16 protein-coding genes are annotated in these 17,665 nt (G+C 34.0%); 1 reads left to right on the top strand and 15 read right to left on the bottom strand.

All coding sequences use genetic code 11. From position 1 onward, the window contains the following. Window positions 1-10 precede the first annotated feature (10 nt). The 15 genes from ACIP9W_RS03640 to ACIP9W_RS03570 form a co-directional block, all read right to left on the bottom strand. The gene (locus ACIP9W_RS03640; RefSeq protein ID WP_400786132.1) at window positions 11-1,756 is read right to left on the bottom strand and encodes an Hsp70 family protein; all 1,746 of its coding nucleotides are present in this window, start codon (window positions 1,754-1,756) and stop codon (window positions 11-13) included. 13 nt (window positions 1,757-1,769) lie between these two features. Continuing rightward, a complete protein-coding gene (gene grpE, locus ACIP9W_RS03635; protein ID WP_400786129.1) occupies window positions 1,770-2,660 on the bottom strand; it encodes a nucleotide exchange factor GrpE in 891 nt (296 codons plus the stop codon). Window positions 2,661-2,680: 20 nt separating this feature from the next. Beyond that, window positions 2,681-4,162 carry an AAA family ATPase gene (locus tag ACIP9W_RS03630; protein ID WP_400786128.1) on the bottom strand — a complete coding sequence of 494 codons (1,482 nt, stop codon included), beginning with the start codon at window positions 4,160-4,162 and terminating at the stop codon, window positions 2,681-2,683. Window positions 4,163-4,237: 75 nt separating this feature from the next. Continuing rightward, a complete protein-coding gene (locus ACIP9W_RS03625) occupies window positions 4,238-5,659 on the bottom strand; it encodes a J domain-containing protein (protein WP_400786126.1) in 1,422 nt (473 codons plus the stop codon). A gap of 231 nt (window positions 5,660-5,890) precedes the next feature. Continuing rightward, window positions 5,891-6,787: an HNH endonuclease gene (locus tag ACIP9W_RS03620; RefSeq protein WP_400786123.1), complete on the bottom strand. Its 897-nt coding sequence runs from the start codon at window positions 6,785-6,787 to the stop codon at window positions 5,891-5,893. Window positions 6,788-7,426: 639 nt separating this feature from the next. Continuing rightward, window positions 7,427-7,891: a hypothetical protein gene (locus ACIP9W_RS03615; RefSeq protein ID WP_400786120.1), complete on the bottom strand. Its 465-nt coding sequence runs from the start codon at window positions 7,889-7,891 to the stop codon at window positions 7,427-7,429. 283 nt (window positions 7,892-8,174) lie between these two features. After that, a complete protein-coding gene (locus ACIP9W_RS03610; RefSeq protein ID WP_400786119.1) occupies window positions 8,175-8,552 on the bottom strand; it encodes a transposase in 378 nt (125 codons plus the stop codon). Window positions 8,553-8,646: 94 nt separating this feature from the next. Next, entirely contained in the window at window positions 8,647-9,363 is a 717-nt protein-coding gene (locus ACIP9W_RS03605) for a hypothetical protein (protein WP_400786117.1), read from the bottom strand. 570 nt (window positions 9,364-9,933) lie between these two features. Beyond that, window positions 9,934-11,733 (bottom strand): ABC transporter ATP-binding protein, encoded by a 1,800-nt coding sequence (locus ACIP9W_RS03600; RefSeq protein ID WP_400786115.1) that lies wholly within the window; start codon window positions 11,731-11,733, stop codon window positions 9,934-9,936. A gap of 330 nt (window positions 11,734-12,063) precedes the next feature. Next, window positions 12,064-12,516, bottom strand: a complete 453-nt coding sequence (locus tag ACIP9W_RS03595) for a lasso peptide biosynthesis B2 protein (RefSeq protein ID WP_400786112.1) — start codon at window positions 12,514-12,516, stop codon at window positions 12,064-12,066. A 31-nt stretch (window positions 12,517-12,547) separates the two neighbouring features. Continuing rightward, window positions 12,548-12,829, bottom strand: a complete 282-nt coding sequence (locus tag ACIP9W_RS03590; RefSeq protein WP_400786110.1) for a lasso peptide biosynthesis PqqD family chaperone — start codon at window positions 12,827-12,829, stop codon at window positions 12,548-12,550. Next, the gene (locus ACIP9W_RS03585) at window positions 12,819-13,751 is read right to left on the bottom strand and encodes an aldolase (protein WP_400786108.1); all 933 of its coding nucleotides are present in this window, start codon (window positions 13,749-13,751) and stop codon (window positions 12,819-12,821) included. Before ACIP9W_RS03585 ends, ACIP9W_RS03590 begins: the two co-directional genes overlap by 11 nt. 247 nt (window positions 13,752-13,998) lie before the next feature. After that, a complete protein-coding gene (locus ACIP9W_RS03580; protein WP_400786105.1) occupies window positions 13,999-14,127 on the bottom strand; it encodes a paeninodin family lasso peptide in 129 nt (42 codons plus the stop codon). A gap of 14 nt (window positions 14,128-14,141) precedes the next feature. Next, entirely contained in the window at window positions 14,142-16,082 is a 1,941-nt protein-coding gene (locus ACIP9W_RS03575) for an asparagine synthase-related protein (protein ID WP_400786103.1), read from the bottom strand. 114 nt (window positions 16,083-16,196) lie between these two features. After that, window positions 16,197-16,415, bottom strand: coding sequence for a helix-turn-helix transcriptional regulator (locus ACIP9W_RS03570; protein ID WP_400786100.1), 219 nt, complete (start codon window positions 16,413-16,415; stop codon window positions 16,197-16,199). 420 nt (window positions 16,416-16,835) lie between these two features. On the opposite strand from ACIP9W_RS03570, the gene ACIP9W_RS03565 reads away from it, so the two are divergent. After that, window positions 16,836-17,237 carry a helix-turn-helix domain-containing protein gene (locus tag ACIP9W_RS03565; RefSeq protein ID WP_400786098.1) on the top strand — a complete coding sequence of 134 codons (402 nt, stop codon included), beginning with the start codon at window positions 16,836-16,838 and terminating at the stop codon, window positions 17,235-17,237. The last annotated feature ends 428 nt before the right edge of the window (window positions 17,238-17,665 follow it).

The raw sequence follows: 17,665 nt of genomic DNA, 5'->3' as shown, positions 1-17,665 counted from the left end.
TAGAATTCCCTTATACAAGTTCTATTAACAAATCTGTTAACTCATCTTCAAGCTGTTCTACTTGGATTTTATTATTCTCTATGAGACTTTGTTTTAATTTCTCTAGTAATCTATCAATTTTTTCTCGTTCATTTCCATCGACATCTTCACGTACTTTTTCTGCTCTATTAATTACTAATTTTACTTCATCATAAAGTTCTGATTCATTCCAAAGTACTTCAATTTTCGCTTTAGACTCTGCAATTTCTTGACTAGACATTACTCCGGTCTGAATGTCGATAACTTTGTTTATTTTCTTACCAGTACTAATCACTGTAGCTTCAACACTTAGCATTCCATTGATATCATAAGAAAATTTCACTTCTATTTTTTCTTCTCCTGCTGGTTTAGATGGTATCCCCGATATCACAATATCTTCTTTGGATATTCTTAATTCATCCCGAACGTAAATATCTTGGTCGTCCCCTTGGAATATTCCTAGCTCCACTAGTTCTTGATAATCATTAGAGGTATGGTAAATGTTGCTTTCTGTAATCGGAATAGTGCTGTTTCTCATAATAATAGGATCAAAGAACCCCGGTACTATTTGCCCTCCTACATTTTTCACGACATCTACGCCTAATGTGTATGGACAAACATCGATTACCATAAGACCATTTGAACTGCTAATCTCTCCACTCTTAATTCCGGCTTGAACTGCTGCACCCAAGGCAATGGCTTCGTCAGGATTAATATCTTTGCGTGTATTCTTAGAGAGTTTAGTTTGTATCATCTCCTGAATTAACGGAATTCTCGTTGATCCCCCTACTAGAAGGACTTCATCGAGATCTTTAATAGCAAGGTTTGCATCCTTTAAAGCCTTATCAACTTCAGCAAATGTAGATTCAACTTTTTCTCTAATCATATTTTCAAATTGTGATCTTGTTATTTCATAATCTAAGCTTATAGGATTATTCCCATTTATCGCGATAAATGGTAAATTAAACTTAGCGAACTGTTGGGTTGATAAAGTCTTCTTCACATTTTCTGCTTCCAACTTCAGTCTAGCTGTTCTTTGTAGTATCTCTTCATCTAATCCTATCTTTAGCAAATCTAGTCCACTTTCATCTTTGTATTTCTGTAATAACCACTCCACAATTAAATTATCAAAATCCATTCCACCTAATTTATTGTTTCCTGCACTTGCTTTTACTTCAATAACACCTGAGAATAATTCAACAACTGAAACGTCAAAAGTTCCACCACCTAAATCATAAACAAGGATATTCTTATTTTTTTCCATATTCTCTATGCCAAATGCAATTGCTGCAGCTGTTGGCTCGTTAATAATTCTCTCTACTTTTACACCAGCCAATTCTCCTGCTATTTGTGTTGCTTTTCTCTGAGAATCTGAAAAATAGGCAGGCACTGTAATAACTGCCTCTGTTACTTTTTCTCCTAGAAATTTCTCAGCAGACGATATTAAATACTTTAATATCTGTGCTGAAATCTCTTCAGGCCTAAATTCTTGTCCAGAAACCTGAATTTTCTCGTCAGTACCCATTAATCTTTTTACTTCAAGAGCAGTTTCTTTTGGATAAGAAGGGTAACCTTGTTTTGCAACTGATCCAACTTGTATTTCTCCTTTATAATTTAATTGAAAAACAGATGGCGTCGTTCTCTCACCTCTATCATTTTCTATAATAACCGGCTTACCATTCTTTAAATAAGCAATTGCAGAGTTTGTGGTTCCTAAGTCAATACCAATAATTGTCATAATAATTTTCCCCCTAATATATAGTTATTACTGTTGCTTCTCTAATTAACTTGCCACTATCTTTGAATTGAAACCCTCTTTGTTTTACTAAATATACTTGATATCTCTCTAGTTCTGGTGCTTTAGTATTCGGTACAGTACCAATGCTAATCATTGTTTCTCCATTAAAAAATGTATTCTCAGCAATAATTTCTTCAATACCGAAACTATCCAATACCACCAAAAATTCTTTTATAATACCTTCTATTTGTGGAGCCCATTCTTTCATATCTGTAGATAAAACAGACTGATAAATTAAATCCATAGAATCTAATGAACTAATTGCTAAATTCATGAATTTATTAGTTTTTTGTTCAAATTCTATTAAGCTATCTTTAATTGATTCCTTAGCTGTAGAAGAAGCATTCATAGACAGCTCTTCAATAGTTACTTTTAATTCTTCAATTAATTTAAACTGCACTTTATTACCTTTTTTCACTTCACCCTTAATTTCACTTACTATAGATTCAATATCCAGGTTATTTTCAGTTGATTTCAATTCTGAAAATTCCTCCAACTTTATTGTACTAAGTTCAAGTAATTGAGTCTGAATTTCTTTCATATACTCACTATCCATTCTCACTGGCATACTACCTCCTTTAAACAACTCAGATTCCAATTCACATTCATATTCATCATCTATTCGATTTTTTAATTTTTTTATTGTTGACTCCCATTTAAACAATACTGCTGAGTCATTTTCCAAACTCTTAATTATTACTGCGTGAAATCTAGAAAATAGTCTATTGAACTCCACAAAAAGATAACCAGTATTCCATTTCAGACTTCTATTCATATACACTTTGATACAACTTGCATGTAGGGTAGAGAAATTCCTGATAGAAATAATATTAATATTCCCCATTCTTCATCTCTCTTTCTAAGTTAGATAGACATTTGATTCTTAACTATATTATTTCTATCTCTCTCTCCTGACCAGGCCATTTGGACCCTTCTCATAACCGTTTCATCAATAATGTCTAATTCTTGTATTAACATATCATTTTGCTTTTGCTCGACTATAAGTGATGCTTTACTTAAAATTTCTTCTTCAATAATATTTCTAATCAGCCTTCCATTACCATGGCTATTTGGGTTTTCTCTAACTGCTTTTTCAATCAGTCTCTGTAAGATAAATTCAGCTTTCCTTGTTAATTTATACTGTTTCTCCTTTAAGAGAAGATGATGAATCTGCATAAGCTGCTCTACAGTATAGTCAGGAAAATCAATCTGAAACTTAAAACGAGAATTTAACCCCGGATTAGATTGGATAAACTTTTCCATCTCCTTGGGATACCCAGCTAATATAACAACTAATTCTCCTCTCATGTCTTCCATTTCTTTAGTAATCGTATCAATCGCTTCTATTCCAAAATCATTCCCATTACCTCGACTAAGTGAGTAGGCTTCATCGATAAATAAGACTCCATGTCGAGCCTCTTCTATTTTCTTCTTAGTTTTAATGGCTGTTTGGCCTACATACTCTGCCACTAATTCCGCCCTAGTAACCTCCACTAGATGGCCTTTTTTTAAAACCCCTAACGCTTTATAGATTTTAGCCAACGTTCTTGCAACAGTTGTTTTACCTGTTCCTGGGTTTCCGATTAGTATCATATGTAAGCTAATATCATCTGCTTTAAGTCCATTTTCTCTTCTTAATTTTGAAAATGTTACCCAATCACTAATTTCTTTTACTTTACGTTTTACCACTTCCATTCCAATTTTTTTATGAAATTCCTCAATTATTTCATTAAAGGAAATTTCTTTAATTGGTAAGGAAAGTGTATCTACCAGTATTTTGTTATTATTTATTTCCTTTTCTATTAAGTCTATCCACCCTAATAAATAGCGGATGGTTTCGACTTTTTTATCTTTATTTATATCTAATGCACTTTTTAAGGCTACTCTTGCTCTTTTTAAGCATATTCTTATTTCTCTCACATTGTGAACTGTAATAATCTCCATGTTTTCGTTAATTTCTTTATTAACTAACAATCCTTTGTTCCGTAATGTTATATGTGCGTATTGAATATAATAATCTGCATCCATATGGTAGGAAATTGCAGCTAACCAGCATGACTCTGATTTTTGGAAGTCTCCAAACATTTCATTTTTATAAGCATTAGCAGCATACCATTTACCAAGGCTAACTTTGATCTTATCTGTCAGTTGATATAGTTTCATGGCTTGGTGATGATTACTGCTCTTCATCGTCTGTTCTACAAGTGTCTCTATTCTATTAAGTAACTTGAAAACTCGTAGTAATGTATACTGTTCTTTTTCAAAATCATTTTCAGTAAACGCAATATTAAAGTCTTTCTCTAGTTGTATAAACGAAGCTAATAGAAATTCATTTTGCTCATTCATTTACATTCCCCCTTCTATTGAGGATTTAAATAAATATACTTGCTGTTGTATGTTTGAAATTCATTGCCTTAGTTTTTAACATAGACTACTTTTTAGTTTTGTAAAATACTCACTATTTAAAGCAAATAATCTTGGATAACTAATACTTAAACGATTTATAGAATCAATTATTGCAGTAGGATGTTCATCCCCCATTTCATCAAGTATATCTTCAAAGTAATTGAGCCTCTCCTTTTCTTCAACCGATGACAGGTATAAACTAACTAATCTTTTTAGGGAATTTACGATTAAACGATCCTTCAAACATTCACTATACTGTTCTTCCCTTTCCTTACTCTCTTTACTAAGTGTCTGTATAGTTCCAAAAAAATCTTCACGTTTTTTGTAAGTATTAGGATAGATTACTTTAATTCGCTTAATGGTTTTAAGTGTTTCAATTGGATCATAGATATATGCTGTCTCTAAATCCTCATGCATTTTTTCAAGACTTTCATTAAATTTACTTTCCTCATAATCATCCTTAAATAAAAATAGATACATTGAATGTCGTATTGGTCCGATTATCTTTTTGTCACTGTGTAGCGAATTGAATTCTTCATATAAATTCTTCTTATTATTAGTTTCTTCCAAAAGGTTTGCTAAATATATATCTTCTGGATTTAATTCAATTCCTTTTTCGGTAACATAATGCGCCCATTCAAAAGCATTATATTCAAATAATTTACTAGCGAACTTTCCAAATTCTATAGCGGCATATTTTTTTTCGCTTGGATGGATACTTAAAAGTTTCTCTATCCTTTTAAATGTTTGAAGAAATGAATTAATATCCTTTGCGAACACATCAATTTTGAGCTGTTTAAAAAGGAATACAAAATTATGAAAATTATCCTCTACATTTTGATTTATTACATCTTCCATAATCATTTTCGCACTTTTATAATCTCTTAATGTTACGTATACATCACTAATTGCAAATAAAATGTTAATATTATTCGAATCAAGAATTAGAGCTTTTTTATAATTTTCTATTGCAAGATACTCTTTATCTATTTTTTCATATGCAAGTCCCAAATTAAAAAAGTAGACAGCATTTGTATCGTCTAGCTTAATCAGTTTTTCTAATTGAATAATTGCTTTATCTTCATTGTTACTATTTATTAATGCAACAGCATATTTATTTCGAATATTCATTAATGAGGGTACTATAATCAATATTTTTTTATAAAACATCGCTGCTGAGGCATAATCTTCTTTTAAGGCTGACTTTTCAGCTTCTAAACTTAATACTTCAATTTCCTTACCGTGAACTGTCATTAAATCATATTCATTTCTACTAATTGGGTCACTTAATACCTCATAGGCATTTCTAATAGCTTTAAACTCTTCAGGATACTTTTCATTTGGGTACTTTCGAAGCTGTAATATGTATCCTTTTTTTATCTGTTCTTCCCCAGCGTTCTCTTGAATTTCTAATATGTCATAATAACTTTCTTTCAATAGACATTTACCCTCCATAGAAAAAACAAAAAAAGTTGAATGTATAATTAACTACTACATTAATCATTTTTGCTTTCTTAAAAATGTTCTGATAAATCATTAACATTAGAACCTGTTCATTTTCCTTATATTAGTCAACATCTTTAAATCCAAAAGAATTTTTCAAGATATCTTAATTTAATCACTTATCCTTTTTTGAAGCATTTGAATAGATATCTTCACCTTGTCTACTTATCGATGTTCACTACCCCCACCCCAAATCTCCCTGCCACCTGTGTGCCCAGTGTTTTGATGCGTTTCTTCATCAACTAGTTGAAGTACCCCTGGTTGTTCATTGTGGTGCCAATCATAGCCGGCGGGTGTTATGCCATTAGCTAATGCTTGTACATCTAATTGAGATAATCCTAATTCAGTTGCTACTTTTGGTGATTCTTGAATTGCTTGGTAAAGTGTTTGATTTGCTATTTGAAAATGGGTGTTGTCGCTTTCTAAATACATTTCTTCGGCTAATATAATACTGAATTGAGAGGCGAACGAAGGAAAAGTGCCTGTTTGCAATTCACCAGTAGGTAATTCAATTGTTCGCTCTATGAACGGAACCCCTGTTTCAGAGTGATTCAATCCAGCTAAGTGATCATTGCGAGTTTCCAGGGTTTCTGCTTGCACTAAGTCAGGGCCGTCGACAATATCAAACACTCCTATTGCAAAAGCACTGACCGCTACAACTTTACCTAAGTTCCCCACGCCTTGGAGAATCTCTTGTTTGTCTTTATTCATGATCCCATGGAGCGTAATGCCAGTACTTCTCACTGTATATTTGATACCTGAACCAACGCCCTTTATGGTTCGTCCTGTTGAATCCTTAATATCTCCCCAACCTTGTTGTTTGTGATAAGTATCTTTTTTGACAATTCCATAGACACCTTGCACTGTACCATCGGCAAATTGCCCGACTGAATCAACGGCGCATTTTGAAGCTTCAATAACAGTCTCACCCAATTCCCCTACATAACGTCCGATTTTTTCATTTTTCTTAGATACTACATTGCTAATTAATTTAACCCCGCCTTTAGCAGCTCCTCCAAGATATGTATTTGCTAATTTACTAGTATCCCTAAATACCCCCACCGAAATACCCCTCATTTCATTCGACATTAGGAATATTATATCATCTTTTTAAAAGTAATTAGACATTTTAGAATGAAATAATTACAATTTTTATATGTAATACTAACTTTTTCACTGTGAATAATTCTAATTCGCTAGTTTAGCAAAAGTGGCCAAATTGGCATAAAAAAAGAAGACAACAATTGACCAGCTAAAGCTAGGATCAAGTGGAGCCTTCCAATAAGCACCTCCTCATTAGCGGAGAGTGATTGGATACCAGAATACATATTTTATTTAATTTTGCTTTAAAAAATATAGCTTATTGCTAAGAATAGTCTTTTTTACTATTTAGTGAACATATCCAAGCTATATAAACATCCTCAGATGTCATATCGGCATGGGCTATACTTTGCTATTGCAACAGATAAGCATACTTAAAAACTCATCAATTCAAGTGTGCGTTGTTTTTTAGGAACGGAAAATTGCGAGTTGTTCTCAACACTGCGAGGCTTTAATTAGGTAAGATTTTTGATTTTAGCTCCTTCTGGTGCAAGTGGGTATGGATGGTAGTTCTGTAATAGGTACTTCTTATTTATCCTAAAGTAAAAGTTTTTATCTTATTTTCTTCTATTAATATTGTTGGGAACCGTTTTAACTATTTTAATTATAATCCCACAGTATCCTCCACTCTTCTTCATCCTTAACCACATATACCTCTTGTAGGAAGCTGAACTTTCCGTATTTTCCTTTGTAGGTTTGAATGACTTTAAATTTGTAAGCTACATCAAATGGTTCCGATTCTTTTGCCATTTTCCAACCCTTAATTTTATTGTCTTCCTCTATTGTAAATTGGAAAGTATCGGTACCGTAATGGCCTACAAAAACATGCAAACGGTCAGTCATAAACTGTGTTTTACTCCATCTATCCTTCATAAGAGGATGAAGTAATTCCCATGAATCAGCAAAGTCTGCACTTTGTTCATAAGTATAAAAAGCTTCTACTACTTTTTTAGATTGATTGCTCGACGAAAATAGGTAATTAATAGAGCCTATCAACACAATTAATGAACAGATGGAGATGATAATAAAAAGTAAGAGCATGCTTCTTTGGCCTTTTCTCATCATGAAATCCCCTTTGTTAGATTAAGCTATATGAAGAGGATATGTTTCTAACATTTTCATTATCCAGAAGGACAGACTGTTTTTAAGAATCCTTCCTCTGTTTCTTGTCACTTTACACTACTTCTACTATTCGTGTTTAGAAAAACTTCAAGCTGAGTACCTAGGTTTAAACAGGTTTCTTTCCAGACAGTTTGTTCCAACCGTACAATTATACAGATCTATAATTGAACTTTTTTACAGGACTGTCACAGGCCTCATATATCTTCTTCCAATTGTTGACGATACTCTATACAATACTGAAAATAGGCACGTTTGTTTTTTCCATTGTTGGCAGTAGTAACTCTTTTAGGATTTCTGTATCTAGAAAAAGAGGGGGCGGTTTCGTTTCATCGAAGTAGTAAGGATAAGAGCTATATGGATACCATTCTAATTGCTCGACCATTGGTTGTTTCGTATCAATTGGATTACGATGTATATAACTGCTTACTGCAAGTAAACCTAAACGCATGTCTACTTCTTTTGCAAAATATCTTTTTTGATAAATTCTGCCTATATGGTTATAGCGTTTGGCGTATGAATCACTATAACGCTTATTGATAAGACCCATAATTTTACTAAGTGGATCTTTCATTGGTTTGATCAAGATATGATAGTGATTGGTCATGAAACAATACGCAGTGGATTATCAGAATAGTGTAGATCTTTTCTCGCAGAGGGACATGTTATTTTCTGTCTTTACTTTCTACAAGCAATCAAAATTAAGAAATCTCAAAGTTTCTAAAGTGGTGTCTACATTGTTTAAGCCTGTTTAGGTATTCATCTAGCATTAAATAATATTTCTTTTGCATTAGCTTTTCTTCTTCTTTTGCCAATTGCAAAATTTGTTCCAAAATCTTTTTTTCATGCTTGTCATTTACTGGTATCTTTATACTTTCTATAAAACGCAGTCCATTTCTACAATAATTTTTTAAATCATTATAGTGATCTAATTCAATCTTTGCAGCAAACTCTGGAGCTAGTTGTAACGAGGACATATTATCAAAACTGTCCTTCATATTACCATTTTCACTGAATAGTAATACACGGATATCCTGTTTGTACCAGGGCTTGTGATTTTTATAAAATAATTGATCTTTTAGATAAGCAACAAAATGTCTTGTTGAATCTTTCTCTTCTATTCTTAATTCCAAAAACTCATTTATTACCATACTTTCATTGTTATTCACATGAAAAGTACCTCTTTCTTGAACATCTGAATAAAACGATGAAAGGTTTGCATCCTTTTCGAGCTCAATACTAACAGCCCCATAATCTTCCGAATTTCTGTTCGTCGTAAAAACAAAAACATACTTATCGTAAAGGAGTTTTGCCTTTTTCGAGGCATAATTTAAATCTATACGAATATATACAATATCATAGGTTCGAGATTCTGATTGGATCTGTGAAATAGAAGTAACTCGAGGTTCAAATATCATAATCATTCCCTTCAATGCAATTAATTCACTTCCTCTACATATATATTATTCTTCAAAATCCCAATCTATTCCCTAATAATTTATTATATCGGTGATCCCTATATACATAAACAAGCATCATGTTAACCATAAATGCAGGGTATCTGTATCATGTAGTTTTTTTAAACCAAAGAAAATAACGCCACCTTTTTTTTAGGGAGCGTTATGCGGTGCTTGCTTATCAGAATTTTTTCTAAAATAGATGCGTTTTTGAACCAGCCAACTGTCAAAAATTTCACGCCCCACTACATTGTCATGCCGTTTTTCCTTACATATCCACAGCGACTGCAACGATCAGAGTAATAACTCATCCGATGATAGCCTTTCAGCTTACACTTCCATTTCCCAAACCATCTTCTCATAAGAATCCCCCTCGTCAATATATTAAAATCTCTATATTTTTGATTTCCTTCTATATAAATGTGAGATTATGTCTGTTTATCTTTTTAGAAATAGTTGCTTTCACTATCTTTCAATCTATAACGATTTAAAACATCCATTGTTGTGGGTAGGTACTTGTGCAAGATGCGATCACATGCTAGCTTGCATTTGGATATCTAGAAGGTTGCCAAACATTCCATCTTCTTCATTCGCTAGCTGGTTATATTCACCTTCTTGAATAATTTCTCCCCCGTCCATTACGAGGACTTGATCCGCGTTGCGAATGGTAGATAAGCGGTGAGCAATTACGATAATGGTCATTGTTCCTTTTAATCTCTCAATCGCACCTTGAATCTTAAGTTCGTTCTCTACGTCTAATGCACTTGTTGCCTCATCTAAAACAAGGATGGATGGCTTTCGTAAAATGGCCCGGGCTAATACAAGTCGTTGCCTTTCTCCACCAGATAGTCGAATTCCTCGATCGCCTATAAGGGTATCCAGGCCTTGTGGAAGTTTTCTTACAAAATCAGCAGCTGCGGCAAATTCTAAAGCCTCCCAAACGGTTTCTTCCATTGCATCGGGATCAATGAGCAGTAAATTTTCTCGAATGGTTGCGTTAAATAGAAATGGGTCTTGTGGAATATAACTAACCAATTTTCTTAAGGATACTAAGTTATTTTCCGTAAGAGGTTCATGATCAATGGTGACCATTCCCTGGTCCGCTTGATTTAATCCCATTAACATATCTATTAAAGTGCTTTTTCCAGCACCCGATGGACCTACTATAGCTGTCATCCGGTTTGCTGGTATGTGTATGTTTATATTTTTTAGCGCATACGTATCTTCCTTTCGATTATATTTAAAGTGAACATGCAGACAATTTAAGCCTTGTGTAATCGCAATTGGTTTAACATTTTTATAATCTGTATTATGTAATTCTCTTGCTTCCAAACTTTCATTTTGTAAATTCAATAGTGCTCGAAGAGATGGAATAGTCGCACCTAGTTGCTCTAAATTAGATTGAATACCTGTTATCCTTGGCCATAGCCTTGTAAAAATAATCATGATCAACATAATTTGTGCTGGTTGGGCTGCGAACATTTTTATGGAAATAAACACAAATATTGCAATTAGAATAGCTGAAACCATTTTGAAAATCATTTGGGAAGTCGTATTGACAGTCGTTAATTTTATCTTGTTTTGCTCCATCTTTTTAGTTAAGGAGAAAAACCAATTCAAATGAGATTCCTCTAATGAATTACTTTTAATATCCTTGATACCATTAAAGTGATCCGTCATCCCCGCTAAGTATGTTTGCGTTAACTCCACCGTTTCCTTTCCAAAAGATTGAGAACTTCTAATGAACTTTTTAGAAAAAAGAAGAAGAATAAGACCAAAGAATAAAATAAAACTCGTCATGGTAACGGATAAGTAAAATGCAATCGCGATTTGAATGCACGTAAAGATAAGGGAAGATATAAGCTGTAAAAACAAATAAACACCTGCATTAACGTTATACATCTCATTTGTCATGATATTGATAATATCCGATTTCCTTTTTTTTAGATAAAATCCCCAATTAGCTTGAAGCAAACTTCTATAGGTATCTTCCTTTAATCGACGAATAAAACCTTGCTGAATTTTCGCTCCCAAGATTGTTTGATTTCGTTTAAAGACACTTTGTCCCACCATTAATAATACGTAAACGCCTAATATGATGAGGAGACTGACTGTTTCAGGAATTCCTGAAAAAATGTTAGTCATCCAACTTAATAAAGAAATTCCATCGGTGCTGATATCCAAAATACCCGTTAAACCAATCAGAGGGATTAACAAAAAGATCCCTACACTTTCCAATAAGCCAATTAACATCATACAAATAAGATTGACATAAAGAACTTTTCCTGAATAATCATGTATTTGTTTTGTAAAGTGCCAGAGATACTTCAAAATAAAATCCTCCAATCGTATGCCCTAAACCCATTCTTCACCTAATTTTTGTACTAACAATAAAGCCTGTCCATTCGGGGCAATAAATCAAGAGGATAATAGAAGCGAGGGAATTGAATAGTACGGAAAACTCCAGAATATCAAAAGTAATTCAACGTTACGCTGATTTAGAAAAAGAATAGTTTACCGTACCAAAATCTTACTGCAGTCAAAACATCAACGAATCACTGGTAATCACAATGACCTGTCCTACATACATAGAAATTAAATAAAATTACCAATAGATTTTTTCAGCACCACAAACAATCCTTTTTAGTCATCCAGCCTATTTCATTTGCTTTCCTTCGCAAATTTAGCCACAACCGTAAACCTGTCCATCACTTCAGCACCTGACACATAAAAGGGTCCACTACGTAACCATGCATGTGCAATAAAATCTCCATTTTGATCTTTTGCGGTTCCCAGGTAAAGGGTACTTTCAATATTTCGTTTCTCAAGCATTTTCATGCCAGCGATTGCTTTGACAAGACATTGACTTTCCCAAAAAGTATAGCGACTCATAAGATGAATGGCTTTAGATATACGCGCTAATTCTTCTTTGTTCGATATAAGGGGAGAAAAAGACGTCTCTTTCATTTCTTCACCAAGGGAAGGTGCTACTTTGGAAAATGGAATGCTTTTTAGGTAACGTCCCCTCCCTAAATGATAGTAAGCCTCCATAAGGAGCAATTTTGTTTGCATATTTAATCGTAAAAACATACGAAGTTTCTTTAACATGTTCACTGTTTCCTCCCTAGAGAAAGTCATGAATCTACTAGTTTTTGTTAATCAATTCCTCCTTGAGCAATTTAGTCAAAAAGGCAGTAACTTGTTCTTCACACTCAGCTTTCTCAACGTCATAACGAGACACTAAGTTTGCAACCAACTTTTCAATTGTAATGGGTTCTTCCATAAGTCCCCAAATCTCCCCGCCTAATTCGCCTAGATTGTAATACTTTCCACTTTGGATGCTTAGCATTACTTTTTCACCATCCATATCACTTACGATGTTTCCTTGTTTTTGACTAAATAAAGAATTCTTTTGATTAGTAACCATGTATAGTCTCCTCTAGCTTTAGTGTGGTTAAAATAAGTTCGGCCAAGTCATTCGCCGTAAAACGTGTATTCGGACGGCTAATTTGATGAAAATCTATTTTATTCATCATTTTAGAAGATAGATCAAAATGCCATTCCATTAATCCAGCACGTTGTATAAAGAAATTGCGATAGGTGTGGGTATACAATTTATAAAACCGTTGCATCTTTTCAATTGGTTGAATGTCAATCTCCTGACAATCTACTTTGACTAATTCGAAGATCCCAGCAAGTGGGAATGGTTCAGTAGCGAATTGTGATTCAACAGGAACAGCGAATTTTGTTTCTCTAACAAAAAGCGGTTGATAATTCGTAGATTCCATTTCGAAATGATTTAAGCTTTCCAACCATAATTTTTGTTGAGGATAAGCTGGCTTTACAATTGGCACATTCGCATGATTTAAGGTTATAGGTATCACATCATCACTCAACAATTGATAACCCTTTTTTAAAAAAGAAGAAGCAAGTGTAGATTTTCCTGCACCAGAATCACCTACAATGGCGTAAGCCTTTCCATCTATAGCAATTGCACTTCCATGTAAAGGAAGGATTTTTCTTTGTAATAAGATGGCTCCCATGCAAGTTCCCAAGAGTAAAAGGCGAATTTGGTCTTCATCGGATCCATTCATTGGGGAGACTACGATTTTATTTCCTTTTTGAATTAAAAAAAGTGCTGTTTGTGGGATTTTAAACAGAATCCAATTTTCATTTATAATAAAGTCTTCTTCTGAATTCTCAGGCCACAATGTACGAAGATTACCTTGTTCAATTACAACATCGGTTACAATTCCTACATCACCAATTTGGGTTAATTCCGGCAAATGAATTTCACTTGAAATTGTTAATCCAAACGCTTTATAAATTGATTTTATTTTACTCGGCATATAACTTTCCCTTCTGATACCCGGGATTTCAACAAAGCACCTCTCCGAATAGTCTAAAATGAAGTGAGTTCTTTCTTGTAGATAATGTAAAAGTTAAAAATATGTTAACCATTTAGGTAAATTTCCTTAGTATCTATATAAGAGTAAATAGGGAAACTGTGATCTATTCTACGCTCAGAATACAATATCTCCATTAGTCAAAAATATTTGGGCTAATGGAGATGATGATACAAACACTCCTGTTAGCTTAACTAAAAATATCAAAAGCAGGATGACCTTGCTCATAAGAGCCGTCAAGCCTAGTGCCTGTGGCACCAGCCATAGTCTCATTTACATCAAGTACTTCTAATTCAGGCTTTTCCCATTCCATTTTCATATGTATCACCTCCTTTAATTAAACTTTTTTAAGAATCGATGAACAATTAAAGCCTGCATTAAAAATTTATAGTGGGGATTACTGTCATCTTCGACCACTGGCTGCTGCTCTAGCTTTATTAAAGCTGCTTGTAAAGATTGACCATCAATATATTCTAGTGTTCTTTGATCCAAACGAAGTTGGAGTACCTCTTCTCTAAACGCCTCCCAATTGGGAATCATTCGATGAACCCAATCAGCTCCTTGAACACCTCGTACACGTTCATTTAATCGAACCTGATCTGGCAAATAATTTTCAGTAGCACGTCGTATGAGCGCGCGAGTCATTCCATTTTGTACATACTGACTTTCAGGGACCGATAAACAAAATTGGACGACACGTAAATCATTGGTAGGATCTCTCTTCCACACGGAGTAACGCAAAGAAAGTTTTGAAGCAAGGGTATTACTAGCATTCCAATGAAAGACATCTTCAAAGTGCTTTTTTCTAAATTCAAACATATCCGGATTACCGTACCTACCAGTATGCTCCATTTCATACTTTTCAAATGTAGAATAAACACTTGTCCTTTCGGCGAAACTGGGATTGATGAAACGAAGAACTTCATCGGGTGGACTCCTTGAAAATAGTCGATCCATAATCGGTAATCCATTTCTCGCAAGGACCTTCAAGTATCGTAATCTAGAGCCGCCAAAATTATTCCGATAGGCAAGTAATTCTTTATTGAGTCGATTCCATTGGAACCTTCTTAGAAGTAAGGTGTAATAGTCTAAGGCAGATCCCCAAGAAACTGTAAAATTCCCTCGATCACCATTTAGTAATAGATTAACATCTGCTTCTAACGCTTTTTCAAACATCCCCTTCAGCCAAAAAGAATTCCCGAAATACTTATACGGCATTTCTAGGATGTCAAGATAGTCATCGATGTCGGAATAAGAGTCTTTCCCTTTAAAATCACAGTAATGATCGACAATCCCCCCAACATAATCTACGGTGGATTTGATATATGGCCTTTCATCCGCTACTAAATATTTTGGTGTAAGATCTTTAAAATCACTTGGAGGAATATAACTAAATGTATGTAACTGTTTGTTTTCCATCTTTAGCTTTTTTACAGCAAAGCTAACTACAGCCCCTGAATCTAATCCTCCACTTAATTGTGCCCCAACCTTACCATATGTTCTTAACCGTGCAGTCACAGCCTCCTGAAAGACATGTTGAAAAGCTTCGACATATTCCTCATCGGACTTCAATTTGAGTGTCTTACCTTTAGTTAAATGAGAATATCTTTTGAGAGTAACCTTATTTTTCTCTATCAAAATGCTATGTGATGGTGGTACTTGTTCGATATGTTGATAAGGCGTTATAGAGGTATCTACAGCATCCATCATTCCAGCTATCGCTAGATATTCCGCCAACCACTGTTCATTTAGTTTTTTTTCTATAAAAGGTAGTGTTAATAGCGGCTCTATTATCGTACAAAAAGCAAATTTCTTATGATTTTTGTAATAATACAACGTTCGACTCCCCGAGAAATCTCTAGCCCCGAAAAGTCTTTGTTGTTTCTTGTCCCAAATCATAAAGGCAAAATCACCCATCAAATATTTAGGGGCATCTTCTCCCCATTTATAGTAAGAGCGTAAAATCAGTTCACTGTCCGTAATATGCTTTTGATGCGACGGTTCAATTTGTAATCTTTCAAATAATTCTTTTCGATTATCGATAATCGCATCTGATGTAATAGCGCACTGTCTTTCATAATCGTAAAACGGAAGCTGTTCTCCTACAGATTCAGGGGTAATCCATTGTACGTGACATCCAAGAAAAATAGAATCTAAGTGCCATGTTTGAATTGTATCCGCGGGGTACTTCTGTAAAGCTCTCATCAAATCACAACCATGCTGGATATTTATTGGTTCTTCATTTAAATGAAAAATACCGGTGATAGCACTCATTTTCCTCCCCCCTTTTTAAATAGTTATATATATTTGTGGTACGTATCGCTGTCTGCAGGTCAGCGATACGTGACCTTCAACTCTTTCAATTCTCTTTATCACTTCAAGTAACCCTTAACCTTCTGTGTCGTTTTTCGAAACATCTGTGTTAAAAAAAATATCGCCAATCGGTGCATTAAAGTAGTTCGATATTTTTTGCATTGTCTTGGCACTTGGAGAGTATGCCCCATTTTCAATTCTTGATAGGGCTGTTCGACCAATACCAATATGTTTTGCCATTTCTTCTTGAGTTGCACTTTTAATTTTCCGATAGTCTTTTATATTGTTAGCCAACAATTTGAGCATCCCTCCACATAGCGCTCTTTTGTTTCGTAATACAACACATCATAACTTTTTTTATTTTTCAAGTCAACACAAAATTAGAACTTTTCTCACATTTGTTTATCGCCCTTAGGAAAATAATAGATTTTCATAGAGAAATACTAGTGCATACGACTTAATCAGACAAAATTCCTTGTTTTTCGCAACATTATTCTATTACTTTTCATGTTTTTAGTTTATTATGAATATAGATGCCTTTAAGATAGATTGGATTTTGATTTTTCTTTACCTCTCCTGCATCCAAGAGAACGATGCTACTTCTTTACTATCAACTAAACTTAGGCGCATTTGATATCGCTAGTTGCGCTGACTTTGGGGCTAAGTATGTTGTATGCCATCATCATCTATAGAAGAAAATGGATGTGATATTGTATGAATAAATTCGGAACTCGGATAAATAAATTACGTGAAGAAAAAAAGTTAACATTACGAAGTTTAGCTGAACGATCGAACTTAAGCTATTCCTTTATCGCCTCTTTGGAAAAAGGAAGATATAATCCTTCAAGAGAATCCATTTATTCTCTTGCAAATCCATTGGGCGCGGATGTGGATGAGTTGCTAATGCTTGCTGGGTTTCTCCCTGAGCAACAAGAAACGATAAAGCAGCAGGAAGAGAATTATCCGGTTGAACATATAAAAGGCAATGAACAATTTGCACTCGAGAACATTATGAAGATGCCAGTAACTTTTCAAGGATTTGAACTCAAAAAATCCGATAAAATAGCGCTCTTCGCTTTTCTGCAAACGGTTTCTGGATTAAAGGATTCCGAGTAATTTATTTATTTTATGCCTCATAAAATAACACCCTTCTTGTAGATGATTGTGTAAAACATCAAATACAATAAGAGGTGTTTTTTTAATGACTAATAATATTCATTTAGTTATTTGTCTAATAGGGCAAACGTAATATAAATACCTGAAAAGGAAAAAAGATTATATTACTTTAAAAATAGTTGGGTATCTTTACCTATCAAATTAGATTTTTTTTATCTATTTATAATAAGTATAAAGTTTTATTGATATACATTACTAATTATAGTTTAATTGTAATAATAGAATATTCCATCTTTTTACACACCGACAAAGTTAACTAGAGAAATAGGTATTGGTTCATCTATACAAGCTTCGAAAGTTCTAACAAATCTCGGATGAGGAAATCATTATTGTGAATAGCGAGCGTTCGGGGCAAGCATAATGTTGCA

This window comes from Psychrobacillus sp. NPDC093180, from assembly GCF_044754065.1.
Classification (GTDB): domain Bacteria; phylum Bacillota; class Bacilli; order Bacillales_A; family Planococcaceae; genus Psychrobacillus.
Note: the sequence above shows the minus strand (reverse complement) of the source record. Positions and strands in the feature narration are given on the sequence as shown.